This window comes from Actinomadura litoris, from assembly GCF_009733595.1.
Taxonomy (GTDB): domain Bacteria; phylum Actinomycetota; class Actinomycetes; order Streptosporangiales; family Streptosporangiaceae; genus Spirillospora; species Spirillospora litoris.
This window is the reverse complement of the sequence record NZ_WOFH01000023.1, coordinates 48,790-73,598: the sequence shown is the minus strand read 5'-3', so window position 1 is coordinate 73,598 and position 24,809 is coordinate 48,790. Positions and strand designations below refer to the sequence as shown.

Sequence of the window (24,809 nt, the reverse complement as noted above, 5' to 3'; positions counted from 1 at the left end):
AAAAGCCGCCGGCGTGCCGTGCGAGCGGAATCACCAGGGCCCCGGAACATGGGCATGTTCCGGGGCCCGCCGCTGTTCGCGGCCTACTCGTATTCGGTGCCGCCCTTGCGGGTGAGATAGGCCGGGGAGACGAACTTGGCGATCGCGCGCCCGCCGGTGACCTCGCTGTAGCGTTCGACGGCCGGACGGACGACCAGGCCCTCGCGCAGGTGCGCGGCCTCGCCCGACACGGCCTCGCGCCCGCTCGCCGACTCCGTGAGCACGGCCTCGTCGTAGGGCCCCTCGTACAGGCGCGGGACGGAGGGGAGGCCCGTCTCGTCCAGGACCTCGGCCAGCGTGGCGGGGTCGAGCCAGCGCACCGGCCCCTCGCCCTCGGCGACCGCCACGTCGAAGACGGCGTAGCCGATCTCCTGGCGGCCGTAGTGCAGGTCCTGGACGCCGCGCCCGTAGACCTCGCCGAACACCCCGACGCGGTCGGCGCCGAACCGCGCCGCGATCGCGGCGGCGGCGGCCGGGACGCCGTGCGCCTCCACGGCGCGCCAGTAGAGGTTCTTGTCGTCGCGGACCAGAGCGAGCCGTTTGTGGCCGAAGCCCTTGGACGACACGAACGCCTCGTCCCCGACCAGGGAGAACAGGCACGCCGAGCCGTGGATCTTCTCGGTCGCCACGACCGCCTCGCCGGGCTCGAAGACCGCCGGATACCTCTTGACGTCCTCGATCTCGATCCACGGGAGCAGGTCGGGCGCGGGCACGACCTCGCCGTTCATGTGGACGGGCACGGGCGGCACCCACTTGGTGACGCCGAGCAGGCCGGCGAGGTCGCGGGACTCCGCGCGCGCCGCCGCGAGGTCGGTCCCGGCCAGGGCGCGGGGCAGGCAGACGATCCCCTGCGACAGCTCCCCGCGCAGCCGGACGGCCTTCACGCGGTTCTTCGCCGATCCGGCGAGTTTCCCCTCCAGCCCGAGTTCGCCGATCAGCTCGGCGGGCAGCAGCGCGCCCTCGGGAATGTAGACGGCGAGGTCCCCGGTCTGGAACCGCCCCTTCCCGACGACCGCGCGGTAAAGGCCGACCTGGGCCAGTTCGAGAGCGTCGGCGTTTCCGTGCGGATGGATCGTCAGCTCTTCGGCGGTCACACGCAGCGTCGACATGGGCATTCCCCCTCGGATGGGTTTTCCCAAGCGTGGCAATGGCCGCGGGCGGGGGGCAACTCAATAAGGTCCGTAGGGGCTGAGGCCCTCCTGCGATTCGCCGTGGTAGTGGGGCAGCAGGCCGTCCAGCTCGCGCTGCGCGGGCCGGTGCCCGGCCTCGGCGGCGCGGTTGAACAGCAGCATCGCCTCCCACGTCTGCCCGTACTGCATGCGGTGCAGGCCGGAGCGGTAGGCGGCCTCCTGGACGCCGTTGTCGGCGGCGCGCTCGAAGAAGACGGCGGCGGCGTGCGGGTACCCGTTGGCCTCGTAGTCCATCCCGACCTCGAAGGCGGCGTCGCCCCGCTTCCAGTAGTGCGGCGGCCACGGGTCGGTGTGCGGGTCCCACTCGACGGCGAGCCGGCGGGCGAGCCGGTGCCCGACGCGCGCCGCGCGCTGGAGCCAGTACAGCGCCTCGTGCGGACGGTTGTCGCAGGCCAGCAGCGTCGCCAGCCGGTAGGCGGGAACGCCGCGGTCCTGCCCGTCGTCGGCCTCGGCGTGGCGCAGCAGCCGCATGCCGGTGCGCCCGTAGGCGTCGGCGTAGCGGCGCATCATGGTCGTGTGCCCGGCCGGCGGCGTGAGGGACGGCGGCTCGGGCTCCTCCTCCGGAGGCTCCGGGGCGGCGGCCGTGGCGGTGGCATAGGCAGTGGGGCGCGCCTCGGCGAGCGGGACGAGGACGGGGACGGGCGCGGCCAGCGGGGGCCGCTGCGCGTCGAGGATGGCCGAGCGCGCCGCGAGGTAGCGGGCGTGCCAGTCGCGGGTGGAGCCGATCTCCTCGGGATCGAGCCCGTTCTCCCACGCGGCGATCCGGAGCACGTGCAGGAAGGACGACACCCACGGCCAGGGCGGGAGCCTGCCGCGCTTTCCCGCGAGGATGTCGTGGGTGGTCGAATGGGGCAGGACGCGGACCCGCTGACCGCCCGGGGCCCCCGTCTCGCGCGGGCCGCCGGGCCCACCGGGGCCGCCCGGCCCACCGGTGTCGCGCGGGCCGCCGGGCTCGCGCGGGCGCGCGGCCGGGCCCGGTTCGCGGCAGCGTTCGGACAGGGTCTCCAGGCGCGCGAAGGTGGGCGGCCCCGCGCGCTCGAACGCGGCGCGCAGGTCGCCGATGAAGGTGTGCAGCGCCGCGCCGGCGCGGGTGTCATCAGGCATCTGTGCGGACCGGCCACTTCCTGTGGATGACGATCAACCGGTAAGGGGCGACATGCTCCCACCGCGCGACACGCCGTTCTGTCAGGTTTGCCACATCTCGGAGTGCTTACGGCGGTCAGGAGCGCTTCGCCACTCCGAATTCCATCGCGACTCGCGGCCCGGAGCATGAATACTCGCCCGTACCCGCGAAAACCCGGACCGCGGTGGATCGGTCCGGACGTCGCCGGATCGATCCGGATGAATCCGGATGGGACGGGACGCCGCGTCCGGTTGCGCTGGAACATCCGCCGCCATCCGGATTCCTCCGGGGGTCTCCGCGCGGTTCCGGGTAGCCGGAAACCAGCGCCGCGGCGGGCGCCGGAGCGTCCATATTCGGCGCCATGGACACCTCGACCAGACCGCGACCGGGCCCCGCCGCCTCCGGCGCGCCGGCGGCGGGACACGGGCCCGGCGCGCACCGTCCCCGCTCCGACGACGAGCTCATCGCCCGCACGCTGATCACACTGTGGGCGCTCGCCACCGGCCGCGCCCTGCCGGACGGCGTGCCGCCGGCGCGGCTGGCCGAGCACGAGCTGATCGCCTTCTGGGCCGATCCCGTCTTCGAGGAGGCTCCCCGGCCATGACCGCGTCCCCGACCGGGCTGCGCGCCGCCGACCCGCCGCTCGCCGGACGTCCGCCGCACGCCGTGCACGTCGCGCACTCCGACCGCGAACTGCCGCTGCTGGCCGTGGACATCGCCGCGTTCGGCGACCCGCGCCGCGACGACGAGGTCCAACTGCACCTGCGAAGCGCGCTGTACGCGCGGCTGGAGGAGGCGTTCACCATGACCGGGCTGCCCTGGCCCGGCTGCTACCGCGAGGACCGCGGCGACGGCGCGCTGGTCGTCGTCCCGCCGCAGGTGGACCCCGGGAACCTGCTGGCACCGCTCGGCCACCACCTGAACGCCGTCCTGCGGCGCTCGAACAGAATGGCCAGCGAGGCCGCCCACCTGCGGGTGCGGGTGGCGGCGCACATCGGCCGCGTGCACGGCGACGACAACGGGGTGGCGGGGACGTCGCTGGTGCACCTGTTCCGGCTGCTGGAGGCGCCCGCGTTCAAGCGGGCGCTGGCCGCCTCGGGCGCCGACGTCGGCCTGCTCGCCTCCGACCACCTGCACGGGGTCGCGCGGGCGTGCGGCGGGTTCTTCGACCCCGCCGCCTACGAGCCGCTGGCGGTGCGCTGCAAGGAGACGCGCGCCCGCGCCTGGCTGTGGCTCCCCGGCCCGGGCGCCCGCCGGTAGCCGGCCCGTTACCGGAGCGGATCCATCGCCCGCGGCCCCGGGAGTGATGAATGTGAAGAGGAACGGAACGTACTGAAATTTCAATGACGTCCCGAAATCTGGTTGCGGACAGTTCCTCGCAGTACGTTGCTCCCACGCGACACCCGGTCACGAGACCCCCACCCCGGGTCGACGTGATCAGGTGTTCGTCCCCCGCCAACCCCCGGAAAAGCCGCCGCCACCCGACCGGTGACCGGCGGCGGAAGGTGGACGACAGTGAACCGTGGATCGCACCTCAAACGCGTGGTGCCCCCGCTGTTGAGCGCCGCGGCGCTGATCACGCTCCCGGCGTTCGGAACCGCTCCCGCGTCCGCGCAGACGCATTCCGCCGGGACCGTCAGGCTCGCCCATTTCCCCCAGCAGACCCTGGCCGACCAGATCACCCACCGGCTCGGCGCCCGGCACGCGGGCTCCTACCTCGACGGCGCCGGGAACCTCGTCGTCAACGTCACGGACCAGGCCGCCGCGCGCCAGGTCGAGGCGTCGGGCGCGAAGGCCCGCGTGGTCGAGCACGGCATCCGGCCGCTCGACGACGCCAAGGCCCGGCTCGACCGGCTCGCCGGCACGCGCGGCACCGTCGGGCTGTCGTGGGGCGTGGACGTGGTCTCCAACGCCGTCGTCGTCCGCGTGCCCCAGAACGCCAAGGACGCCGCGACCCGCGCGTTCCTCGCCCGCGCCCGCGCGCTCGGCGACACCGTCCAGATCAAGCGCGCCGGGGCGGCGGCCCGCGTGGTGCTCGCGCCGGGCGAGGCGATCCTGACCGGCGGCTCGCGCTGCTCGGTGTCGGCGATCGCCGTCGGCGGCGGCACCACCTACGTCGTCACCGCGGGCCACTGCACCAACGCCGGCGCCAGCTGGAAGACCTCCGGCGGGCAGACCGTCGGCACCCGGCAGGCCAGCAGCTTCCCCGGCAACGACTACGGCACGATCCGGGTGACCAACAGCTCGCTCCAGACCAGCAACGCCCAGCTCACCCAGGTCGGCCGCCCGCCGGTCGGCTCCCAGATCCAGAAGAAGGGCTCCACCACCGGCACGACGTCCGGGACCATCCGCGCCTACGACCAGACGGTCAACTACCCGCAGGGCGCGGTCACCGGCCTGGTCTCGACCAGCGCGTGCGCGCAGCCCGGCGACAGCGGCGGCTCCCTCCAGAGCGGCAGCACCGCCGTCGGCATCACGTCCGGCATCAGCAGCAACTCCTGCGGAGGCAGCGGCTTCGAGTCCTACTTCCAGCCCCTGGACGAGGCGCTCCAGTCCCAGAACCTCACCCTGAAGTAACCCGGTCGTGACGGGGTTCCCGCCCACCCCCGGGAGCCCCGTCACCGGCTCCGGTCCTCACAGGGACCGGTAGTGGGCGGCGATCTCGTCGCTGGTGGTCAGCCAGATGTCGGGCTGGGCCGCCAGGAATTCGAGCGCGAGGTCCAGGTACTTGGCGCGGAACGGCTGCCCGGTCACGAAGGGGTGCAGGGCCAGGGCCATGACGCGGCCGCCGTGCTCGGAGTCGGCGTGCAGCTGCTCGTACTGGTCCTTGACCATCCGCACGAACTCCGGGCCCGTGGTGCCGTTCGAGAAGAGCAGCAGGTCGTTGAGTTCGAGCGTGTAGGGGACGCTGAGCATCCCGGGGACGTTCAGCGGGAAGGGCTGGTCGTCGCTCGTCCAGTCCAGGACGTACTCCAGGCCGAGTTCGGCGAGCAGGGCCGGGGTGTTGTGCGTCTCCGTCAGCCCGGGGCCCATCCAGCCGCGCGGCCGCCGACCGGTGGCCCCGGCGATGGTGTCGACGATGTCGGCCAGAACGGCGCGCTCCTCGTCGACGCCCATGCCGGTGTGGAGGACGGAGTTGGTGCGCCCGTGCGCGAGCCACGCCCAGTCCCGCTCCATCCCCGCCTCGATGATCTGCGGATAGTGGCGGACCGCGTCGGAGTTCAGCAGCGCGCTCGCCCGGAAGCCGTGCCGGTCGAGGCTCGCGATCGTGCGCCAGATCCCGACGCGCGTCCCGTAGTCGCGCCAGCCGTGGTTGAGCGCGTCGGGGTCCAGGTGCGAGGTGCCGGACCAGATGCTCGTGGACGGCCGTCCGACCAGGAAATGCTCGATGTTGAGCCCCACGTAGGCGGCGACCCTGGCGCCGCCGGGCCAGTCGAGCGGCGGGCGCTCGGTGATCGGGCTGTAGTCGTAGAGCCGGTTCTCGCCTGTGTTCGTCATGACGACACGGTAGAAGTTAACATTGGTGTCAGATTCAACCGCACGCCGCGAACACGAGGGGGCCGGATGCGGATCGGTGAACTCGCCCGGCGCACCGGGGTGAGCGAGCGGTCGCTGCGCTACTACGAGCAGCGGGGCCTGCTGGCGTCCACGCGCACGCCCGGCGGGCATCGCGACTACCCCGAGCGGGCGGTCGACCGCGTCATCCGGATCCAGGAGATGTTCGCGGCGGGCCTGAGCAGCGCGAAGATCGCCCGGCTGCTCCCCTGCATGCGGGACGCCGACGGCGGCCCGTCGGAGATCGCGACCCCGCGCCTGGCCACCGAACTCGCCTCCGAGCGGGACCGCATCGACCGGATGATCACCGAGCTGGTCAACTCCCGCGACGTCCTCGACCAGGTCATCGACGCCGCCGCGCGGCACCACGACCGCTAGGGCGGGGCGCACTCGGGCATGGCCCGGTCCCCGTCCGGGAATAGGACTCCGCCCAGGCTGCTTGGTGACTCCTATGTCGCTGACCTGGGCCAAGGGAGGTCGCTCATGCCCGCTCACGACCATCCGCACATGGACCGGACCGTCCCGGCGCCCGATTCCGCCCCGGACGGTGGAGGCGGCCACGCCGGGCCGGTGACCTGGGCGGTCGCCGCGCAGGCGACCCTGCACTGCCTGACGGGCTGCGCCATCGGCGAGGTGCTGGGAATGGTGATCGGGACCGCGTTCGGATGGTCGAACCTGGCGACGATCGTCGCGGCGGTGGCGCTGGCGTTCGTGTTCGGCTACGCGCTGACGATGCGCGGCGTCCTGAAGGCCGGGCTCTCACTGCGCGCCGCGTTCGGCGTCGCCCTCGCCGCCGACACGGTGTCGATCGCGGTCATGGAGGTCCTGGACAACGCCACGATGCTGGTGATCCCGGGGGCGCTCCACGCGGGCCTGGACGACCTGCTGTTCTGGAGCACGCTCGCCCTGGCCCTGGTGGTCGCGTTCGTCCTCACCACCCCCATCAACCGCTGGATGATCGGACGCGGCAAGGGACACGCGGTGGTGCACCAGTACCACCACTGACGCCGTTCGCCCGCGCGGCCTCCCGAGGCGGCCACCGCGCGGGCGAAACGAAGGCTCCGCGGGCGTACCGGAGGAACCGGCACGCCCGATTTAGGCCCGCTACGTGTGCGGGCCCCGGAGATCCGGAGGGGCGGCGGTTCGCCACCAGGCCCGAAGCCGTGATCTCACGCGGCCTCAGCGCCCACGCGAACGCGTCGGCTGACCGGTGGGGCGACGCCGAGGCGGGCCTCACCGGGGAGATCGCGAGGCGATACCTCGCCGCGAATCCGTTCAGCCGCCCATCATCTGGGCCATCCGGCGGGTCATCTCCTCCTCGGACACGTCCTCGACGTGCGAGGCGATGGTCCAGCCGTGGCCGAAGGGGTCGATGATGTAGCCGTCGCGGTCGCCGTAGAACTGGTCGGTGGCGGGGCGCACGAGCTTGGCGCCGAGCTTCACCGCCTGCTCGATGACGGCGTCGACGTTCTCGACGTAGATGAACTGGAAGACCGGGGAGCCGTCGAGGCCCTCGGCCGGCGGGGCCTTGGTGCCCTGCTCGGGGAACTCGTCCTCGACGATGACGACCGCGTCGCCGATCTCGATCTCGGCGTGGACGATCGTGTCGCCGGGCCCGGGGAAGCGCAGGCGCTCGGTCGCCCCGAACACCTCGCCGTAGAACTCGATGGCCTTGGCGGCGCCGCGGACGACGAGGCTCGGTGTGACGCGGCGGTATGACTCGGGAATCGGTTTCGGTGCCATGGTCGATCCTCCGGTGAGGCTGCGGGTGCTGCGCGAGCGGGGGCAGAAGGTGCCCGATGATTGGAACGTTAGTGGACGCTTTCGCAAGCGTCAACCGACGCTTGCCCCCGCCGCACCACCCGGCGCGCGGAGCGTTCAAGTGGGGACTAAGGCGTGCTTGAACAGGGTTATGGTGTCGCCCACCGGCACGTCCCCTACCCCGCGTTCGAGCCCTTGACACGGTCGTCCGGCGGCACCCCTCGACGCCGCGGGGTAAGGGGAGTTGCGCCGCGTCCGAAATGCGGGCGGAGCGTCCTGAAAAGGACACTACGTTCGGGTTGGGTGGGCGGTAAGAAGAACCAAGCCGCTTGTCGCGCTCGCGCCCGCCACCGCGGGGCGGCGCCGTTCGTCCTTCCGGCTGCGGCCGGACACGTTGAGCGCCTGAGCTGCGATGAGGTTATCCCAGGGCACGGGATCAATGCCGCCCGGAACTGTGCGCCGCCATCCCGATGATCCTTTTCTCCCGGCCTCCGTCGCTGACCTGCTCCGCCTTTGAGAAAGAACATCCGGTCCGACAGGGCCATTTTTGGAGGTCTCCTTTGATTCCGGCCTGCGTAGTACGCTCGCCGGGTCCGGCGGGCGAGATCGCGGAGGTGTCCGGTGCGCATTTCACGAATACTTCTCGCCTTCGTTCTCGCCCTCGCCGCGCCGCTCACCGCGTGCGGGGGGAGCGACGGCGGGGCGGTCGCCGCGAACGGCGTTCCGAAGACCCTGCGGGTGGGCCTGATCCCCAACGTCGCGCCGGATCGGCAGAAGGCGCAGTACGGCCCGTTCGGCGACTATCTCGAACACGCCCTCGGCGTGCAGGTCGAGCTTTTCGTCGCGGCCGACTACGCGGGCGTCGTCACGGCCCTCGCGAGCGGGCGGATCGACCTCGCCTATCTCGGCGGCCTCACCTATGTCCAGGCCGAGCGGCAGGTCGGACTCACCCCTCTGGTCACCGAGATCGACCGGGAGACCGGCACCCCGCGCTACCTTTCCGCGATCGTCGTCCAGGCCGCCTCTCCGTACCGGAATCTGCGCTCCGATATCGTCGGGCCCGGTAGGACGTTCGCGTTCGGGGACGTGAGTTCCACGTCCGGAAGCCTTTATCCGAGAATCATGCTCGACGCCGCCGGAGTCCGTTGCTCCACCCGCCGCATGGACGAGTGCCCGCCATTGAAACGGGTGACGTTCACCGGCGGGCACGACGCGACCGCCGCGGCCGTCCTCGGCGGGCGGGCCGACGCGGGCGGAATCGAGCTGCGCATCCTGCACCGGCTCGAACGCGAGGGGAAGGTGCCCGCCGGGGCGCTGCGCGTCATCGAGACCCGCCAGGTGATGGGCTATCCCTGGGTGGCCAGGACGGCCCTCGGCGACCGCGCCGTCCAGGCGCTGGCCAGGGCGTTCACCACGATGCGGGATCCGCGCACGCTGGAGTTGATGCGCGCGCGCCGGTACACGCGGGTGGCCGCGCGCGACTATGACGAGGTGCGCCGCCAGGCCGGGCGGCTCGGGCTGGGAGGAGCGGTCCGATAGACGTCCGGACGAGGGGCCTCACGGTCGAGTTCGCCGGACGCGGCGTGCGGGCGGTCGACCATCTGACGGTGTCGGTGGAGGACGGCGAGCAGGTCGCGCTGCTCGGGCCGTCCGGCTCCGGGAAGACGACGCTGCTGCGCGCGGTCCTCGGCGCGGTCGCGGTGAGCGGGCGGCTCCGCGTCGGCGGGCACGACCCGCGCGACCGGCGGGTGCGGCGGGCGACGGGCTTCGTCCGGCAGGGGGACGACCTGGTCCTCGGCCTCTCGGCGCGGCTCAACGCGCTGACGGGCACGGCGGCCGGCTGGCGGGCCCGCGACTGGGCGGCGGCCTGCGCGGGCCGCGTGCCCGCCCCGCACGCCGAGCGCCTGGCCGAGTTGGCCGAGGCGCTCGGCGTCGCCGACTGCCTGCCCGCCCGCGCGGCCGACCTGTCCGGCGGCCAGCGCAAACGGATCTCGCTGATCAGGGCGCTGCTCCCGCGCCCGAGCCTGCTGCTGGCCGACGAACCCACCAACGGGCTGGATCCGGTCACGGCCGGGACCGCGATGGAGGCGCTGCGCTCCGCGGGCGCCACGCTGATCGTCTCGACCCACGACCTCGCGCTCGCGCGCCACTTCTCCCGCGTCATCGCGCTGCGCGGAGGGCGGCTCGTCCATGACGGCTCCTATATCGACGACCGGACCGCCGCCGCGATCTACGGGGGCGGTGTCCCCCGCATGACCCCGGGCGCGACATGACCCCCGACGAGCTGTCCTGGCGCGCGCAGGCCCCGCGGCCCGCGCCGCGCGCCCGTCCGCGCGGACGGTGGGCGGCGGCGCTGGTCGCGGCGGCGGCGCTCGGCTGGGCCGTCACCGGGGCGGGCGTGCGGCCCGGCGCGCTCATCGAGGGGCGGTCCGGCGGCCTGCGGCTGCTGCGCGCGTTCGCCCACCCGGACCTGACGCCGGGGTTCCTTCACCTGGTCGGCGGCGCCGTGGCGGAGACCGTCCAGATCTCGCTGACCGGGCTCCTGTTCGCGGTCCTGCTCGCCGTCCCGGCGGCGGTCCCCCTGGCGGGCAACGTCGGCGTCCCGTCCCTCGTCCGGTCGGCCGCCAGGATGTACGCGGCGGTGCTGCGCGGCGTCCCGGACCTGATGTGGGCGCTGCTGTTCGTCGCGACGATCGGCCCCGGGCCCGCCGCGGGCGCGCTCGCGATCGGCGTGCACGGCGGCGGGCTGCTCGCCAAGCTCGGGGCGGAGCAGTTGGAGGCCGTCGACCCCGCGCCGGTCGAGGCGATCCGGCTGACCGGCGCCGGGCGGTTCACGACGGCGGCGCTCGCGATCGTGCCGCAGGCCGCCGCCGGGCTGACCTCGCTGCTGCTCTACCAGTGGGAATGCAACATCCGCACCTCGACGGTCCTCGGCTTCGTCGGCGCGGGCGGCGTCGGCCAGGAACTCGCGATCTCGCTCAAGCTCTTCCGCTACGCGGAGCTGTCCACGCTCGTCATCGCGGTGCTGCTGCTGATGCTCGCGGTGGACGTGCTGTCCCGCGCGGCGCGCCGGTGGGCGGGCGCGGCCGCCTAGCCGCCGGCGCGTCCGGCCCACCACGGAGGCATGCTCCGGCTACCCTGGCCATGCTTGCGCTGTGCGACGGCAGGTCATAGCGTGACGTCAGTGATCCATCACACAGCGTAGGTCGCTCATACGGCGTTGGGCGACGCACCGAGCGGGAGGACACGGGGATGAGCCAGCCGGTCGACCTCAGGGACGTGGTGCGCCAGACGATCACGGTCGCCGCCGACCGGGACCTGGCGTTCCGCGTGTTCACCGAGCAGTTCGGCACGTGGTGGCCGAGGCAGTACAGCATCGGCGAGGCCGAGATGGCCGACTTCGTCCTCGAACCGAGGGCGGGCGGCCGCTGGTACGAGGTGGGCGTGGACGGCAGCGAGTGCGACATCGGCCGGGTCACCGCGTTCGAGTCCCCGGCGCGGGTCGTCCTGGCCTGGCATCTGGACGGGGATTGGCGGTTCGACCCGGACCCCGACCACGCCAGCGAGGTCGAGATCCGCTTCGTCGCCGAGGACGGGGACCGGACGCGGGTCGAGCTGGAGCACCGCTACTTCGAGCGCCACGGCGCCGGCGCGGCGGCCGTCCGGGGCGCGGTCGAGTCCCAGGGCGGCTGGACGTGGTGCCTGGCTGCCTACGTCGAACGCCTCCCCGCCTAGTCATCCCCGAGACGCCGTCATCCCGGGGCGCCGTCATTTCGTGACGCCGTCATCCCGAAGCGCCGTCATCCCGAGGCGCCGTCATCCCGAGGTGACCGGTCTTCCGGCGCGCCGCCATTCCGGCATCCCGCCCGCGAGCAGCCGCGCGCGGTATCCGTGCGAGCGCAGCAGCCGCACGGCCTTGGGCGCCAGGACGCAGTAGCGCCCGCGGCAGTAGGCGATGACGTCGGAGCCGTGCGGGAGTTCCGCCAGCCACGCCACCAGTTCGTCGTTGGGGACGTTGATCGCGCCCGCGATGTGCCCGGCCTCGTATTCGGCGGGCGGCCGCACGTCGACGACCACGACGTCCCCGGAGTCGATCCGCCGGGCGAGGTCCTCCTGCGCCACCGGCTCCAGCGCCGCGAGATCGCCCAGGTACTCGCGCGCCGTCCACTCGACCTCGGCCAGCCGGGCGGCGGCGAACTCCTGGACCTGGTCCACGAACGCGCCGACCTGCTCGTCGGCCAGCCGGTAGTAGACATGCACGCTCGACCGCCGCGTGGCCAGCAGCCCCGCCCCGGCCAGTATTTTGAGCTGCGCCGAAGTATTGCCGACCTTCATTCCCGCGGCGTCCGCCAAATCCTCCACGCTGCGTTCCCCCTGCGCGAGCAGATCCAGCAGGATCAGCCGGACCGGGTTCGCCAACGCCTTCCCGACCCTGGAGAACTGTTCATACAGCGCGATCTTGTGCGTATCGGCCATCACCATGCCCCATCCCGATCCGCACCCGACAATGGCTAAGAACGGGTGGCGCGGACAAATGCACGACCAATTAATAACGTCGAAAGCGGCTTGTCAACAGATCGAACGGGCGGGGCCGCACCCCTTCCGACACGACCACGGCGACCCCCGGAACACCGGCGGGGCCATACGAAAGTGGCCCATCACCGCGGCGCACGGGGGGAGGCGCGGCGGTGATGGGCGGTCTGGGAGGAGCGGGCCCGGTGGCGGGCCCCGGCCCCGGGTCAGGACGGGGCGTGCGTGGCGCCCGTGTCCGCCGGCGCCGGGGCGTGGCCGGTCAGCGGGCGGATGATCAGCGACGGCACGACGCCCACCAGCGTGATCACCGCGAGGACCGTCGCCGCCGGGCCGTAGCCGTCGACGAAGCGGTCGGGGGTGGTGAAGTCGCCGTAGCTGGAGAACACGGCCACCGCGACCGCGACGCCGAAGACGGCGCCGACCTGGCGGATCGTGATGCTCACGCCGGAGGCGATGGCGAACCGCGCGGGCTCGACCGAGCGCATCACCGCGGAGACCATGGTCACGTACGTCATCGGGACGCCGATCCCGGCCACCAGCAGCGGGACCACGAGGGCGCCGTAGGTGGAGCCCGACATCGTCAGCGGACCGATGACCAGGAACGGCGCGGCGAACAGCACGAAGCCGGTGGCGACCAGGGCGCGCTCGCCGATCCGGTCGGTGAGCCGGCCCACGACCGGCGCGATCGCTGGCGTGAGCGACACCCACGGCAGGAGCCGGAAGCCGACGCCGAGGGCGTCGTTGCCGAGGGCGAACTGGAGGTACTGCGAGAACAGGAACGCCTGCCCGTAGAGGCTGACGCCCATGACGAAGCTCGCGCCGCAGCCGCCGGTGAAGCTCAGGTTCCGGAAGATCGACAGTGGCATCATCGGTGCCGGGTTGCGGTTCTCCCAGAACAGGAAGGCGGCCAGGAACACCAGGCCGCCGATGATGGCGTACAGCACCGACGGCGTGGTCCACCCGGCGTCGCCGCCGCGCAGCAGCGCCTGGGCGAGCGCGACCACGCCGATCGTCGACAGGACGAGCCCGACCGGGTCGACCGGGGGCCGCTCGCCCTTGGACTCGGAGATCTGCCACCGCGTCATCGCGAACAGCGCGACGCCGATGGGCACGTTGAGCCAGAAGATCCACTCCCATGCCAGGAAGTGCACGATCACGCCGCCGACGAGCGGGCCGAGCGCGACCGCCATCCCGGTGACCGCGCCCCAGACGCCGAACGCGGCGCCGCGCCGCTCCGGCGGTGTCACGGCGCTGATCAGCGCGATCGACAGCGCGGTCGCCACGCCGCCGCCCAGGCCCTGGAACGCCCGCGCGAGGATCAGCATCTCGATCGTGGAGCTGAGCGCGCCCCACAGCGAGCCCAGCGTGAACACCGCCACGCCCGCGAGGAACAGCAGGCGGCGGCCGTACCGGTCGCCCAGGGAGGAGCCGGTGAGGATGAGCGCCGCGAAGCCGATCTCGTAGGCGTTGATCGTCCAGCCGAGCTCGGCGGCGTCGGCGCCGAGTTCGGTGCGCATCGTGGGCAGGGCGGTCATCAGGACGAGGACGTCGAGGCCGACCATGAACGACATGAACGACACGATCACGACCGTCCAGCGCTGCCGGTCCGGCGCGTAGGACCCTTGATCGGCGGAAACCATGGACGCTGCTCCGTCGGGCTCACTGGCTGTGACTGTGACCAGAAAAACGTTAGCGATTGCTTTCGAAAGCGTCAACCGACGCTCACGACCGGGAGCGGCCCGAAGCCGCCCGCTGCGGCCAGGCGCGGCTCGGCGCGGGCCCGGCGCGGGCCGGCGCGGGGCCGGCGCAGGCCGGCGCGGGCCCGGCGCGCCGAAGCGGGCCGGCCCGCACGGTGATCCGCGCGGACCGGCCCACCCCCAACGCATTCGTCGTCGACGGCGGCGTCCCGGTTAGGCGACGACCGCGGCCAGGGCCTCCGGCACGACGACGCTGGTGATCGGGACGTGGTGGAGCAGCGCGCCGATCTCGATGTCGGCGGCGATCAGCTCGCCGACCGGCCTGCCCGCCTCGTCGTACAGCGGGTACCTGCGCGAGGTGCGCGAGACGTCACCGACCGGCGGGACCATCGCGATGCGCGACTCCAGCCGCACGACCTCGTCCCCGGTGTCGATGGTCGTCCCGAGGTCCTCGATCTCGAACCGCGGGTAGAGCGAGGTGACGCAGTCCTTGATCGGCATGACGTGCCCGCCGCCCGGCGCGGGGCTCGGCTTCACCCGGGCGCCCTCGGCCTTGTGCGGCGAGTTGGACACCTTCACCTGGCCGAACACATCGCTGTGCCCGGTCACCTGAAGGGACAGGAACTGCGCGGTGACGATGGCGCCCGCCCAGTCGAGCTCGCGGCCCTCGGCCGCCTTCGGGTCGTGGCGCCGGTAGATGCCGAGGCCGTACAGGTCCACGACGTCCTCGCCGAGACCGTCGACGCTGACGTGGATCCGCTCGCGGACCGTGAAGCTCTCCAGCGCGGCCGGGGTCAGGGTGTAGGGACGGATCGGGTACAGGTTCCCGGCGCCGCCCCAGGCGGACTCGTGCCCCTTGACGACGTCGGCGGACGACAGCGTCGCGCCGTCGATGCCGGGCGCGAGACCGCGGTCCATCAGCTGTTGCAGGATGTTCTGCGTGTCCATGGCCACTCCTTTCCAAAGTTCGTTTCGGATTTCCGGGGGGATGACGTCATGACCGTTCGGCCAGCGACGTCATGAGCTCGTACAGCGCGTCGACGACGTGCGCGAAGTCAACGATCCGCTCCGGGATCCCGGTGGCCTCGACGGTCCCGTCGCCCAGCTCGACGGCGAGGACCTCGATCAGCCGGTCGAAGTTGTTGTGCGCGATGCTCACCGGGAAGTGCAGGAGGGGAAGCTCGTGGGCGGGGTCGGCCTGCGGCGGTCCGCTCTCCAGGCGGCCCTCGGAGCCCGCCACGCTCCGCCAGGCCCGCTCCACGCTGAGGTCGTACGGGTGGAAGACGTCGTAGTAGTAGGGCCGCCAGACCCGCCGCAGCTCGTTCGCGGAGATCTTCTTCTTCAGGAAGTCCCTGGCCGAGGGAAGGACCGTGGCGCGGAACTCGCTGACGAGACGGTCGATGTCGGGCGGGGCCGTCGCGTCCAGGGCTGTCATGTGCTCCTCCTGACCACTCACCGGTTCGCTGTCCCCTCCAGTACGACACTTTAAATTCATATAGTCAAGAGCCGGCCGAAGGTCATCTCGACCGGGCCGGGGACGCACGCCTTCCGAGCACGTAGGAGCAGCCCCGCCACCTGCGGCGCAGCGAAGCGGGGATCTCAGAAAACTTTAGAAAGAAGTACCTAGCGCGGTTCGTCGTCGGCGGCCTGCCGCCGGGGGCGCGGGTCGGTCTCGAACATCGCGGCGAACCTGCGCAGCGCGGCGAGCCAGCCGCCCGCGTGGCCGGTGTAGCGGTCGAGCAGCGCGGTGCTCAGGCACTCCCAGCCGCGGTGGACCATGACGACGCGGGTGAGCGCCGGGCCGAGCCGCTGGAACTGGAGGTGCACCTCGGTGATCTCGGCGCCGGGGGCGACCTCCCAGGTGAAGGCGAAGGAGCTGGGCGGGTTCCAGATGGTGACGTGGCCCCGCTCGCGCTCGGCGCCCGCGCGCCCGGCCTGGTAGACGCGGCCGCCGACCCACTCCTCGACCCGGACGTCCCCCGGCTTGCCGGTCGCCGCCGCGCGGCCCTCGATGGGCCACCAGGCGGACAGCCGCCTGACGAAGGTGTGGAACGTCCGCTCCTGGCTCGCCTCGATCATCAAGGCTTGGCGGATCGGCTCAACAGGCTTCACAGTGAGTGTTCCTACCCCGTGCGGTCAGCCCCAGCGGTGCCCAGTGTGCCAGATCCCACCGCTGCTCCCCCCGCTCCCACGCGCCACGGGTCCGAAGAGGAGGCGGCGGCCGGAACGGGCCAAAACGCGGGAGGGCCGGTCAGCCGGCGGCGGCGTCGCCGGCGTCCTGCGAGTCGGCCTCCAGGACGTCGCGGGCCATCTCGAAGCTCTGCCGCCACAGGCCCTCCAGGACGGCGCGCAGCTCGACCAGCGTGCCCTCGCTCGCCCGGTAGAGGCGGCGGGTGCCCTCGCGGCGCTCGGTGATGAGGCCCGCGTCCTTGAGCACCTGGAGATGCTGGGAGACGGCCGACCGGGTGACCTCGAAATGCTCGGCGATCTTGCCCGCGGGCAGCTCGACGGAGGCCACCAGGCTCAGGATGGCCCGCCGTCGCGGTTCCGCCAGAGCGCGGAAGACGACGTCCTCGTCCAGGCCGGATCGTTGGGGTGGCATCGGTCTCAGGCTAGCAGTCGGCTGGTCAGCGCCGCCAAGCGCCGGGGCGGGCGGAGAACCGGGCACGGGACGTGCCCCGGCGTGAGCCCGCGGACCCCTCGGATCGGACGGGCGGCGCCGCAGGATACTCCTCCCTGGCGGGCGTGTCGGCGTCTTCGAGCGTAGGCATGCTTCTCCGTTAGCGTCAACTTGCGAAAGGGATCACTTGCCCCCTTGTCGGGACGCCGCATCGGTGACATCGTCACAATCGCGAGCTGAGACCGTCCGACTGCGACCAGTGACCGCCCGCGAGAACGTGGTATGACCGAGGACGTGGTATGACGCATGCACACACGGCGTCGTTGAGCGCCGTCATCGACGAGACCGTCGCCCCCAACGCGGTGCGGATCGACCGTGAGGGCGCCTTCCCCCGCGAGAGCGTGGACGCGCTCTCCAAGGCCGGGCTCCTCGGCCTGATCAGCGCGGCGGAGGTCGGCGGCCAGGGCGCGGACCTCGCCGCCGCCTCCGATGTGATCGAGCGGCTGGCGGGCGCCTGCGGTTCGACCGCCATGATCGTGCTGATGCACTACGCGGCGACGGCCGTCCTGGAGGCGCACGGGTCCGAGGAGGCGCGCCGCGCGGTCGCCGGCGGCCACCTGACCACGCTCGCCTACTCCGAGGCGGGGTCGCGCAGCCACTTCTGGGCGCCGCTGAGCACCGCCACCGCCGAGGACGGGCAGGTCGTCCTCGACGCGCGCAAGAGCTGGGTCACCTCGGCCGGCGAGGCCGACAGCTACGTGTGGTCGAGCAGGCCGCTGGAGGCCGCCGGGCCGATGACGCTGTGGCACGTGCCGAGCGACTCCGCCGGGCTCGGCACGCGCGGGCCGTTCGACGGGCTCGGGCTGCGCGGCAACGCCTCCAACCCGGTGGACGCCGAGCGCGTGCGCGTCGGCCGGGACGCGATGCTCGGCGCCGACGGCGCCGGGCTCGACATCTCGATGCAGGTCGTCCTGCCGCACTTCCTGATCCTGAACGCCTCGTTCTCGCTCGGGCTGATGGAGGCGCTGGTGGCGCGCGCCGGGGCGCACCTCACCGGCACGCGGCTGGAGCACCTCGACCAGACGATCGCCGAGCAGCCGGAGGCGCGGGCGCGCTACGCGCGGCTGCGCACCCGCGTGGACGAGGTGCGCGCGTTCGTGGACGACACCCTCACCGCGGTCGGGACCGGCCGCGAGGACGCGGGGCTGCGCGTACTCCAGGTGAAGGTGGTGGCCGGGGAGGCCGCCACGGAGGTCGCCGACGGCGTGATGCGGCTGTGCGGCGGCTCGGCGTTCCGCAAGGAGTTCGGCGTCGAGCGGCTCTTCCGGGACTCCCTCGCCGCCCGCGTCATGGCGCCGACCACGGAGGCGCTCACCGATTTCGTCGGCCGCGCCGCCCTGGGCCTGCCGCTGCTGTAGTCACCATTCCACGGAGGCTGTTCATGACCCTGGTGATGGGTGCCGTCGCCTACGACCCGAAGGTCGTCACGATCTGGGGCGGTTTCCGGGCGTGGCTGCGCGCCCGCGACCTGGATTTCGACTTCGTCCTGTACTCGCAGTACGAGCGGCAGGTGGAGGATCTCGTCGCCGGACGGATCGCCGCCGCGTGGAACTCGCCGCTGGCCTGGGTCAGGGCCGAGCGGCTCGCGCGGGCGCGGGAGCGCGCGCTGACGCCGCTGGTGATGCGGGACACCGACCAGGACCTCACCTCCGTCGTCGTCGTGCGCGCCGACTCCCCCTACAAGGAGCCCGCCGACCTGAAGGGGGAGACGGTCGGCGTCGGCGCGGTCGACTCCCCGCAGGCCACGCTGATCCCGGGCGCGTACCTGCGGTCGGCGGGGCTGCGGCCGGGCGAGGACGTCCGGATCCGGCGGTTCGACGTCGGCGTCGGCCTGCACGGCGACCACGTCGGCGGGGAGCGGGACGCGGCGCGCGCGCTGATGGACGGCGAGGTCGCCGCGGCCTGCATGATCGACGGCAACCATCTGGCGTTCGGGCAGGAGGGGACGCTGCCGCCCGGCGGCACCCGGATCATCGGGCGCACCCCCGCCTACGACCACTGCAACATGACCGTGGGCGACGCCGGCGAGGACGAGCGGCGCCGCTTCGAGGAACTGCTGCTGTCGATGTCCTACGCCGATCCGGAGGTCAGACCCCTGCTCGACCTGGAGGGGCTGACGGCGTGGCGGCCGGGGCGCACCGAGGGGTACGCCCTGCTGGACGCGGCGGTCGACGAGGCCGGCTTCTACGATGCCGAGGGAGCGGTGACGGCCGCGGAGTACGCCCCGTGACGGCGTCGCCGGTGCTCGACCTCGGCTTCCTCGGTTTCGAGCAGGGCGCCCACCTGCTGGTGCAGCGGGCGCTGCGCGACCTGCCGCCGGGCGCGGAGCTGGGCGTGACCGGCCTGGACGCCGCGCTGCCCGTGCATCTGCGGGCCTGGGCCCGCAAGCAGGGCCACGGCGTCCGGGAGTCGACGGACGGCCTCGGTGTCCGCGCCTTCGTGATCCGGGGCCGCGCCGACCTGGACCGCTGGGCGGGCGCCGTGCGCGCGGGCGGCCCGCGTCCCGACGGGATCCTCGCCCGCGCCGACCCGAGCTGGGGCCTGGCGGCGCGCGGCGCGCTGGTCGAGCCCGGCGGGCCGGCCCCCCGCTTCGACCTGGTCGACCGCGACCTGGTGTGGGCCGACATCGCGCCGAGCCTGTACGCGAGCGCGGTCGCGGCGCAGTGGAAGCCGGACGAGGCGATCGCCTGGGACGTCGGTTTCGCGCTGCCCGAGGAGATCGAGCGGGCGGTCGTCCAGGTCATGACGTACCTGGTGGAGAACGAGCAGGCGGCGCTGGTCATCCCGGCGCGGCTGCTCGCCCGGATCCACCCGCACTTCCGCGAGGTGCAGCAGTTGCTGGCGGTGCAGGCCGCCGACGAGGCGCGGCACGTGGAGGTGTTCACGCGGCGGGCGCTGCTGCGCGGCGGCGAACTCGGCACGTCCTCGGTGAGCGGGCGCGAGTCGCTGGCCACGCTGCTCACCGAGCCCGACTTCTCGCTCGCCTCGTTCCTGCTGTCGGTGCTCGGCGAGGGCAGCTTCCTCAACCTGCTCAGCTTCCTGGACCGGCACGCCCCCGACCCGGTGACCCGGCAGGTCACCCGGATGGCGCGGCAGGACGAGGCGCGGCACGTCGCGTTCGGCGTCGCGCACCTCCAGCACCAGGCCGCCGTGGACCCCGCGCTGCGCGGCCGGCTGCGGGGCGCGGTCGAGCGCCGCCACGACGCCCTGGCCGACACCGCCGGGCTCAACCAGGACGTGTTCGACGCGCTGGTCGTCCTCGCGGCCGGGGAGTGGACGCCCGAGGCGATCCGGCGCGGCCACGAGGCGGTGCGGCTGCTCCAGCAGGAGATGCACGAGGGGCGGCAGCACCGGCTGATCCGCCTCGGCTTCCCCGCCGACGAGGCGGCCGAGCTGTCCTCGCTGCACACCCGCAACTTCATGTGAGGCGGCGGGGACGGCGCTTGACCGGCGCCCGCCGCCATGTCACGGTGAGCCCGTATCACTATATATTTTATTAGTGAGGTGGCCTCATCATGACGACCATGCGGCAGACCGCCGCCACGGAGTTCGCCGGCCGTCCGGGCACGGCGCGGGAGTGGCTCGACCGGGCGCGGCGGGTGGCGCGCCTCCTCGCCGCCGACGCGGCGGAGCGGGACCGCCACCCGCGTCCCCCGCACGCCGAGGTCCGGTTGCTGAAGGACGCGGGGCTCGTGACGCTGCTCGGCCCGAAGGCCCACGGCGGCGGCGGTGAGCGCTGGACCACCGCGTTGCGCGTGTGCCGCGAGGTGTCCAGGGCGGACGGCTCCATCGGCCAGTTGCTCGGCTACCACTACCTGTGGGCGTGGGCGGTCCGCTTCTTCGGGACGGAGGCGCAGATCGCCGAGCAGGAGGCGGCCTACACGCGGGGCGGCCTCTTCTACGGCGGCGCGATCAACCCGAGGGACGCGCACGTCGTCGCGGTCGACGAGGGCGACGCGCTGCGCCTGGACGGCCGCAAGTCCTTCGCGTCCGGCGGCGCCGTCTCCGACCTGACCTGCCTGCTGGCCGGCCTCGCCGACGGCCGCCCGGTGTTCGCGGCGGTCGCCTCCGACGCCCCCGGGCTGCGCTACAACCACGACTGGGACAACATGGGCCAGCGGCTGACCGAGTCGGGCAGCCTCTCGCTGTCGGGCGTCCGGGTGCCCTGGGACGCGGCGCTCGGCTACACGGGCAAGAGCGCCAGGCCGCTGCCCTACGGGAGCCTCTCGCTGCTCACCCTCCAGCTGATCATGACGAACCTGTACCAGGGGATCGCCGAGGGCGCGATGGAGGCCGCGGCCGAATACACGCGCACCACGACCCGTCCCTGGCCCTACGGCGGCGACGTCAAGGAATCGGCGACCGAAGAATGGTACATATTGGAGGCGTACGGGGATTTCCGCTCCAAACTCTGGGCGACGGAAGCGCTGATCGACCGGGTCGGCGAGGAGCTTTCGGAACTGCTCCACGCCCCCCGGGGAGCGGTCACGCCGCAACAGCGCGGCGAGGCGGCCGTCCGCATCGCGGCGGCGAAGCAGCGGATCATCAAGGAGGGCCTGGAGGTCTGCACGCGGATCTTCGACGTGATGGGGGCGCGCTCCACCGCGTCCAGGCACGGCTTCGACCGCTTCTGGCGGAACCTGCGCACGCACAGCCTGCACGACCCGGTGGCCTACAAGCAGCGCGAGGTCGGCCGGTACGCGCTGCTCGGCGAACCGCCCGAACCGACCTTCTACTCGTGAGCGGGCAGGTCGAGGGCGCGTAACATGCGGGCGAGGGCCCGCTTCTCGGCCTCGGGGTCGACGAGCGGGCGCAGCGCCTCGCACCGCGCCTTCAGCGCCCGGTAGAGGCCGCCGTGATCCTCCTCGGCGGCGTAGAGCAGGGTCGCGAGCGCGTCGGTGTCGCCGGGCGGGAAGTAGCCGGGGTAACCGGCGCCCAGCAGGCCCGTCGAACCGGAGATGGCGGAGGAGACGACCGGCACCCCGGCGGCCAGCGCCTCCGAGACCACGTTCGCGCCGCCCTCGTGCAGGGAGGTGAGCAGCAGCAGCCGGCTCCCGGCCAGGACGCGGAGCGCCTCGTCGCGCGGCACCGGGCCCCGCCACTCGTAGCGCGGGTTGTCGCGCGTCTCGGCGGCGGCCCGCGCGGCGAGGTCCGGATCGCGCCCCTCCCCGAGGTGGACGACGCGGATCCGGGACGCGGCGGGCAGCAGCCGCACCGCCGCCGCCGGGCGCAGCGGGTCCTTCACCGGGCGGATGTGGGCGAGGAAGGCGACCTCGAAGCGGTCCGCGCGCGGCGGGCGCGGCGCGATCTCCGGGACGGACTGCACGATCACGTCGGTGCGTCCGGCGAGCGCGGGGCCGAGCTGCGCCGTCCCCTCCCGCTGGAGCACGACCAGGCGGGAGGCGATCGCGAGCACCTCCGGGTCGACCTGCGCGGACACCAGGTCGGGGTACAGATCGGTGCCGGTCATCGCGATCACGACGGGCGCCTTGGGATGGTCGGTGTGGAAGGCGCGGACCGCGTCCGCGCTCTTGCGGGCGTGCAGCGCGATGAGCGCGTCGCGGGGGGCGCCGCCGCGCCGGTAGCCGTTGCGGACCTCGACCTCGTGGCCGAGCTCCCGGAGCAGCCCGGCCCAGCGGCGCGCGGTCACGCCGTTGCCGTGGGCGCCGTCCACCGGCGCGGGGGTGACGATCAGGATCACGTCATCACCGCGCGGGGGCGCACGTGCGGAAGCCCGCCAGGACGTCCCGCCGGTCGGGGGTGAAGTAGTTGCGCAGCGCCGACCGGACGTAGCGGCCGCGCGTGGCCCACGCCCCGCCGCGCAGCACCTTGCGGCCGCCGAAGAACTGCTCGGAGTTCTCGGCGTAGGCGTCGCGCTCGAAGTTCGGGTAGGCGGTGAAGTCGCTCGCCGTCCACTCCCAGACGTTGCCGACGAGCTGCCGGCAGCCGGCGGGCCCCTCCCCCGCCGCGCAGGCCCCGACGTCCACCGGGCCGGTCGAGCGCCAGTCGGTCGCGGCGGTCGCCGCGCCGGGCGGGTCGTCGCCCCACGGGTAGGCGGGCCGCGCGCGGGCGCCGCCGGTCGCCGCGAACTCCCACTCGGCCTCGGACGGCAGGCGCCGCCCGGCCCACCGGCAGTACGCCTCGGCCTCCCACCAGGACACATGGCACACCGGCAGGTGCGGCTCCAGGTCGACCCAGGTGTCGAAGCTCCGCCGCTGCCGGCCGCCGGGGCCGCCCCGCCAGTAGGCCGGCTGCGTCGCGCCGGTCGCGGCGAGCCAGGCGCCGCCGTCCGGCCAGAGCCGGGGGTCGGTGTAGCCGCCGTCGTCGGCGAACGCGGCGAACTCCGCCTGCGTGACCGGCGCCCGCGCCATCGCGAAGGGCGCGACCACGACCTCGTGCGCCCATTTCTCGTTGTCGTAGACGAACGGGTCGGACATGCGCGCGCCGAGCGGGAACGTGCCCCCGGCGAACCCGGCGTCGCCGGGAAGCGCGCCCGCGTCCCGTCCTTCGGGCGGGCCGGCATCGGTCAGGCCGGGCAATACGGGCGGCGGATATCCGAGGTTCTGGCGCGTGTAGGTAAGGGCCTCGGTGTGCGTGTCGTAATGGTGCACGGTGTACCTGGCGAAATGGTGGACGACGTCGACCGCGTCCGCGCGCTCCACCTGCTCGGCGACGCGTTCGGCGACCGTCCGCACGTAGGCGGCGGTCTCCTCGCGCGCCGGCAGCCGCAGCAGCCAGCGGGTGTCGTGCGGGACGGCGCCCGAGTCGTAGAGGGCGTCGGCGCCGGCGATCGCGGGCTCCAGGCCGCACACGTCCCGCAGGACGAACTTCTCCTGGAACCAGGCGAGATGCCCGATCTCCCACAGCAGCGGGTTGACGGTCGGCAGCAGCGGGCCGATCATCTGCTCGTCGTCCAGGTCCGCGACGAGGTCCAGCGCGCGCCCGGCCGCCTCGACGACCCACCCGGCCAGTTCCCCCGCCGCCGGAGCATTCGGACGCACGGCGCCCCCTTACTAATTGTCACGGCCATTTCCTCAGGTCGTTCGCAGGGTATTCTCATCGGTGAATCCCGGCCAGGCCCAAGATGCAGGTGACGGCGAAACTTTCGTGATCACCCGGGCAATTCCCGTTGACGCGGCGCGGTGGTGTGATTACGCTCGCCCCCATGGAGGCCAGACGCCGATTGAGCCAGTTCAGCCACGGCGCCGGTTGAGCCTGCAAGCTCGCGCCCAGCGAGCTGGCGCAGGTCCTGCGCTCGTTGACGCCCACCGGTCATCCCGACCTGCTCGTCGGCACGGAGACCGGCGACGACGCCGCCGTGTGGCGGATCGACGACGGCCGCGCGCTGGTCGCGACCGCCGACTTCATCACGCCGCTGGTGGACGACCCGCGCACCTGGGGGCGGATCGCCGCCGCGAACTCGGTCTCCGACGTCTATGCCATGGGCGGCCGTCCGCTGTTCGCGCTGAACCTGGTGGAGTGGAACAGCGGTGAGCTGACCGCCGAAGAGTTGGCGGAGGTGCTGGACGGCGCCGCCGAGGTCGCCGCCGAGTGCGGCTACGTCACGATCGGCGGGCACACGATCGACGACGACGTGCCGAAGTTCGGACTCGCGGTGATCGGCGAGGTCTCCCCCGACCGGATCCTGACGAACGCGGGCCTGCGTCCGGGTGACGTCCTCGTGCTCACCAAGCCGCTAGGGACGGGCGTCGTCGCCACCGCGATCAAGCACGGGATCGCCGAGCCCGAGGTGGCGGCCGCCGCGATCCACGCCATGACCACGATCAACGCGCGGGCCGCCGCCGCGGCGGTCGCCGCGGGCGCCACCGGCTGCACCGACGTCACCGGGTTCGGGCTGCTCGGGCATCTCGGCCGGATGGCCGAGGCGTCCGGCGTCGACGCGCGGCTGGACGCGGCGGCGGTGCCGTTGCTGCCGGGCGTCCGCGACCTGGTCGAACGCGAGATCGTCCCCGGCGGGACGCGCCGCAACCTCGACTGGGTGGGCGACCGCGCCGACCTCACCGCCGTCGACACGGGCACCGCGCTGCTGCTGGCCGACGCCCAGACCTCCGGCGGGCTGCTGTTCGGCGTCGAGCCGGGGCGGGTGGACGCGGCGCTCGCGGGCCTGGCGGGCGACGGCGTTCCGGCGGCGGCGATCGGCACGGTCGGCGCGGGCACCGGCCGCCTCATCGTCCGCTGACGGCCCGCGCGTCACACGACCCACCTGCCGA

At 73.1% G+C, this 24,809-nt stretch carries 26 protein-coding genes; 14 read left to right on the top strand and 12 right to left on the bottom strand.

Annotation, left to right across the window (positions count from 1 at the left end):
- Positions 1 to 83: 83 nt before the first annotated feature.
- Both GNZ18_RS39880 and GNZ18_RS41045 read right to left on the bottom strand, forming a co-directional pair.
- A complete protein-coding gene (locus tag GNZ18_RS39880) occupies positions 84 to 1,148 on the bottom strand; it encodes an RNA ligase (ATP) (RefSeq protein WP_156222651.1) in 1,065 nt (354 codons plus the stop codon).
- Between the two features lie 60 nt (positions 1,149 to 1,208).
- Positions 1,209 to 2,333 carry an SEL1-like repeat protein gene (locus GNZ18_RS41045; RefSeq protein ID WP_173391029.1) on the bottom strand — a complete coding sequence of 375 codons (1,125 nt, stop codon included), beginning with the start codon at positions 2,331 to 2,333 and terminating at the stop codon, positions 1,209 to 1,211.
- Between the two features lie 380 nt (positions 2,334 to 2,713).
- Here GNZ18_RS41045 and GNZ18_RS39870 point away from each other — a divergent pair, with 380 nt between their 5' ends.
- The 3 genes from GNZ18_RS39870 (at position 2,714) to GNZ18_RS39860 (ending at position 4,929) form a co-directional block, all read left to right on the top strand.
- Positions 2,714 to 2,956: a hypothetical protein gene (locus tag GNZ18_RS39870; RefSeq protein ID WP_156222649.1), complete on the top strand. Its 243-nt coding sequence runs from the start codon at positions 2,714 to 2,716 to the stop codon at positions 2,954 to 2,956.
- On the top strand, positions 2,953 to 3,612 hold the full coding sequence (locus GNZ18_RS39865) for a hypothetical protein (RefSeq protein WP_156222647.1): 660 nt from the start codon (positions 2,953 to 2,955) through the stop codon (positions 3,610 to 3,612). The genes GNZ18_RS39870 and GNZ18_RS39865 overlap by 4 nt, the downstream gene beginning before the upstream one ends.
- A 255-nt stretch (positions 3,613 to 3,867) precedes the next feature.
- A complete protein-coding gene (locus tag GNZ18_RS39860) occupies positions 3,868 to 4,929 on the top strand; it encodes a S1 family peptidase (protein ID WP_156222645.1) in 1,062 nt (353 codons plus the stop codon).
- A gap of 57 nt (positions 4,930 to 4,986) precedes the next feature.
- Here GNZ18_RS39860 and GNZ18_RS39855 read toward each other — a convergent pair whose 3' ends face one another.
- Positions 4,987 to 5,850 (bottom strand): polysaccharide deacetylase family protein, encoded by an 864-nt coding sequence (locus GNZ18_RS39855; RefSeq protein ID WP_156222643.1) that lies wholly within the window; start codon positions 5,848 to 5,850, stop codon positions 4,987 to 4,989.
- Between the two features lie 66 nt (positions 5,851 to 5,916).
- Between GNZ18_RS39855 and GNZ18_RS39850 the strand changes: the two genes are divergently transcribed.
- Positions 5,917 to 6,285, top strand: coding sequence for a MerR family transcriptional regulator (locus GNZ18_RS39850; RefSeq protein ID WP_156222641.1), 369 nt, complete (start codon positions 5,917 to 5,919; stop codon positions 6,283 to 6,285).
- 105 nt (positions 6,286 to 6,390) lie between these two features.
- Positions 6,391 to 6,912, top strand: a complete 522-nt coding sequence (locus tag GNZ18_RS39845) for a DUF4396 domain-containing protein (protein WP_246251313.1) — start codon at positions 6,391 to 6,393, stop codon at positions 6,910 to 6,912.
- A 270-nt stretch (positions 6,913 to 7,182) separates the two neighbouring features.
- Here GNZ18_RS39845 and GNZ18_RS39840 read toward each other — a convergent pair whose 3' ends face one another.
- Positions 7,183 to 7,650 carry a VOC family protein gene (locus GNZ18_RS39840; protein ID WP_156222639.1) on the bottom strand — a complete coding sequence of 156 codons (468 nt, stop codon included), beginning with the start codon at positions 7,648 to 7,650 and terminating at the stop codon, positions 7,183 to 7,185.
- 639 nt (positions 7,651 to 8,289) lie between these two features.
- On the opposite strand from GNZ18_RS39840, the gene phnD reads away from it, so the two are divergent.
- The 4 genes from phnD (at position 8,290) to GNZ18_RS39820 (ending at position 11,403) form a co-directional block, all read left to right on the top strand.
- Positions 8,290 to 9,207, top strand: coding sequence for a phosphate/phosphite/phosphonate ABC transporter substrate-binding protein (gene phnD / locus GNZ18_RS39835; protein WP_156222637.1), 918 nt, complete (start codon positions 8,290 to 8,292; stop codon positions 9,205 to 9,207).
- Positions 9,208 to 9,251: 44 nt separating this feature from the next.
- Positions 9,252 to 9,941 carry an ATP-binding cassette domain-containing protein gene (locus GNZ18_RS39830; protein WP_156222635.1) on the top strand — a complete coding sequence of 230 codons (690 nt, stop codon included), beginning with the start codon at positions 9,252 to 9,254 and terminating at the stop codon, positions 9,939 to 9,941.
- Positions 9,938 to 10,762, top strand: coding sequence for a PhnE/PtxC family ABC transporter permease (locus tag GNZ18_RS39825; protein ID WP_156222633.1), 825 nt, complete (start codon positions 9,938 to 9,940; stop codon positions 10,760 to 10,762). The genes GNZ18_RS39830 and GNZ18_RS39825 overlap by 4 nt, the downstream gene beginning before the upstream one ends.
- Positions 10,763 to 10,920: 158 nt before the next feature.
- Positions 10,921 to 11,403 (top strand): SRPBCC family protein, encoded by a 483-nt coding sequence (locus GNZ18_RS39820; RefSeq protein ID WP_156222631.1) that lies wholly within the window; start codon positions 10,921 to 10,923, stop codon positions 11,401 to 11,403.
- Between the two features lie 81 nt (positions 11,404 to 11,484).
- Here GNZ18_RS39820 and GNZ18_RS39815 read toward each other — a convergent pair whose 3' ends face one another.
- The 6 genes from GNZ18_RS39815 to GNZ18_RS39790 form a co-directional block, all read right to left on the bottom strand.
- Positions 11,485 to 12,144, bottom strand: a complete 660-nt coding sequence (locus GNZ18_RS39815; protein ID WP_156222629.1) for an ArsR/SmtB family transcription factor — start codon at positions 12,142 to 12,144, stop codon at positions 11,485 to 11,487.
- A 263-nt stretch (positions 12,145 to 12,407) separates the two neighbouring features.
- Positions 12,408 to 13,841, bottom strand: a complete 1,434-nt coding sequence (locus GNZ18_RS39810) for a DHA2 family efflux MFS transporter permease subunit (protein ID WP_156222627.1) — start codon at positions 13,839 to 13,841, stop codon at positions 12,408 to 12,410.
- A gap of 270 nt (positions 13,842 to 14,111) precedes the next feature.
- Entirely contained in the window at positions 14,112 to 14,846 is a 735-nt protein-coding gene (locus GNZ18_RS39805; RefSeq protein ID WP_156222625.1) for a DUF6073 family protein, read from the bottom strand.
- Positions 14,847 to 14,892: 46 nt separating this feature from the next.
- A complete protein-coding gene (locus GNZ18_RS39800; RefSeq protein ID WP_156222623.1) occupies positions 14,893 to 15,333 on the bottom strand; it encodes a hypothetical protein in 441 nt (146 codons plus the stop codon).
- A 188-nt stretch (positions 15,334 to 15,521) separates the two neighbouring features.
- Entirely contained in the window at positions 15,522 to 16,010 is a 489-nt protein-coding gene (locus GNZ18_RS39795; protein WP_156222621.1) for an SRPBCC domain-containing protein, read from the bottom strand.
- 139 nt (positions 16,011 to 16,149) lie between these two features.
- A complete protein-coding gene (locus tag GNZ18_RS39790) occupies positions 16,150 to 16,500 on the bottom strand; it encodes an ArsR/SmtB family transcription factor (RefSeq protein ID WP_156222618.1) in 351 nt (116 codons plus the stop codon).
- 317 nt (positions 16,501 to 16,817) lie between these two features.
- Here GNZ18_RS39790 and GNZ18_RS39785 point away from each other — a divergent pair, with 317 nt between their 5' ends.
- The 4 genes from GNZ18_RS39785 (at position 16,818) to GNZ18_RS39770 (ending at position 21,320) form a co-directional block, all read left to right on the top strand.
- The gene (locus GNZ18_RS39785) at positions 16,818 to 17,936 is read left to right on the top strand and encodes an acyl-CoA dehydrogenase family protein (RefSeq protein WP_156222616.1); all 1,119 of its coding nucleotides are present in this window, start codon (positions 16,818 to 16,820) and stop codon (positions 17,934 to 17,936) included.
- A gap of 23 nt (positions 17,937 to 17,959) precedes the next feature.
- The gene (locus GNZ18_RS39780) at positions 17,960 to 18,808 is read left to right on the top strand and encodes a phosphate/phosphite/phosphonate ABC transporter substrate-binding protein (protein WP_156222614.1); all 849 of its coding nucleotides are present in this window, start codon (positions 17,960 to 17,962) and stop codon (positions 18,806 to 18,808) included.
- Positions 18,805 to 20,004, top strand: coding sequence for a hypothetical protein (locus tag GNZ18_RS39775; RefSeq protein ID WP_216651591.1), 1,200 nt, complete (start codon positions 18,805 to 18,807; stop codon positions 20,002 to 20,004). Before GNZ18_RS39780 ends, GNZ18_RS39775 begins: the two co-directional genes overlap by 4 nt.
- An 89-nt stretch (positions 20,005 to 20,093) precedes the next feature.
- The gene (locus GNZ18_RS39770; RefSeq protein WP_156222612.1) at positions 20,094 to 21,320 is read left to right on the top strand and encodes an acyl-CoA dehydrogenase family protein; all 1,227 of its coding nucleotides are present in this window, start codon (positions 20,094 to 20,096) and stop codon (positions 21,318 to 21,320) included.
- On the opposite strand, the gene senB is transcribed toward GNZ18_RS39770, so the two are convergent.
- On the bottom strand, positions 21,311 to 22,279 hold the full coding sequence (gene senB / locus GNZ18_RS39765; protein ID WP_156222610.1) for a selenoneine biosynthesis selenosugar synthase SenB: 969 nt from the start codon (positions 22,277 to 22,279) through the stop codon (positions 21,311 to 21,313). The two genes, GNZ18_RS39770 and senB, sit on opposite strands and share 10 nt — an antisense overlap.
- A gap of 4 nt (positions 22,280 to 22,283) precedes the next feature.
- Positions 22,284 to 23,579, bottom strand: coding sequence for a selenoneine synthase SenA (senA, locus tag GNZ18_RS39760; protein WP_216651590.1), 1,296 nt, complete (start codon positions 23,577 to 23,579; stop codon positions 22,284 to 22,286).
- Positions 23,580 to 23,743: 164 nt separating this feature from the next.
- On the opposite strand from senA, the gene selD reads away from it, so the two are divergent.
- Positions 23,744 to 24,778: a selenide, water dikinase SelD gene (selD, locus tag GNZ18_RS39755; RefSeq protein WP_156222608.1), complete on the top strand. Its 1,035-nt coding sequence runs from the start codon at positions 23,744 to 23,746 to the stop codon at positions 24,776 to 24,778.
- The last annotated feature ends 31 nt before the right edge of the window (positions 24,779 to 24,809 follow it).

Excerpts from the sequence above, each read along its gene's own strand:
- GNZ18_RS39880 (WP_156222651.1), bottom strand. The coding sequence starts at position 1,148 with ATGTCGACGCTGCGTGTGACCGCCGAAGAGCTGACGATCCATCCGCAC.
- GNZ18_RS39845 (WP_246251313.1), top strand. The coding sequence starts at position 6,391 with ATGCCCGCTCACGACCATCCGCACATGGACCGGACCGTCCCGGCGCCC.
- GNZ18_RS39785 (WP_156222616.1), top strand. The coding sequence starts at position 16,818 with ATGACGCATGCACACACGGCGTCGTTGAGCGCCGTCATCGACGAGACC.
- GNZ18_RS39815 (WP_156222629.1), bottom strand. The coding sequence starts at position 12,144 with ATGGCCGATACGCACAAGATCGCGCTGTATGAACAGTTCTCCAGGGTC.
- GNZ18_RS39790 (WP_156222618.1), bottom strand. The coding sequence starts at position 16,500 with ATGCCACCCCAACGATCCGGCCTGGACGAGGACGTCGTCTTCCGCGCT.
- GNZ18_RS39865 (WP_156222647.1), top strand. The coding sequence starts at position 2,953 with ATGACCGCGTCCCCGACCGGGCTGCGCGCCGCCGACCCGCCGCTCGCC.
- GNZ18_RS39850 (WP_156222641.1), top strand. The coding sequence starts at position 5,917 with ATGCGGATCGGTGAACTCGCCCGGCGCACCGGGGTGAGCGAGCGGTCG.
- GNZ18_RS39800 (WP_156222623.1), bottom strand. The coding sequence starts at position 15,333 with ATGACAGCCCTGGACGCGACGGCCCCGCCCGACATCGACCGTCTCGTC.
- GNZ18_RS41045 (WP_173391029.1), bottom strand. The coding sequence starts at position 2,333 with ATGCCTGATGACACCCGCGCCGGCGCGGCGCTGCACACCTTCATCGGC.
- GNZ18_RS39870 (WP_156222649.1), top strand. The coding sequence starts at position 2,714 with ATGGACACCTCGACCAGACCGCGACCGGGCCCCGCCGCCTCCGGCGCG.
- GNZ18_RS39770 (WP_156222612.1), top strand. The coding sequence starts at position 20,094 with ATGACGACCATGCGGCAGACCGCCGCCACGGAGTTCGCCGGCCGTCCG.
- GNZ18_RS39810 (WP_156222627.1), bottom strand. The coding sequence starts at position 13,841 with ATGGTTTCCGCCGATCAAGGGTCCTACGCGCCGGACCGGCAGCGCTGG.
- GNZ18_RS39825 (WP_156222633.1), top strand. The coding sequence starts at position 9,938 with ATGACCCCCGACGAGCTGTCCTGGCGCGCGCAGGCCCCGCGGCCCGCG.
- GNZ18_RS39840 (WP_156222639.1), bottom strand. The coding sequence starts at position 7,650 with ATGGCACCGAAACCGATTCCCGAGTCATACCGCCGCGTCACACCGAGC.
- GNZ18_RS39780 (WP_156222614.1), top strand. The coding sequence starts at position 17,960 with ATGACCCTGGTGATGGGTGCCGTCGCCTACGACCCGAAGGTCGTCACG.
- GNZ18_RS39855 (WP_156222643.1), bottom strand. The coding sequence starts at position 5,850 with ATGACGAACACAGGCGAGAACCGGCTCTACGACTACAGCCCGATCACC.
- GNZ18_RS39805 (WP_156222625.1), bottom strand. The coding sequence starts at position 14,846 with ATGGACACGCAGAACATCCTGCAACAGCTGATGGACCGCGGTCTCGCG.
- GNZ18_RS39820 (WP_156222631.1), top strand. The coding sequence starts at position 10,921 with ATGAGCCAGCCGGTCGACCTCAGGGACGTGGTGCGCCAGACGATCACG.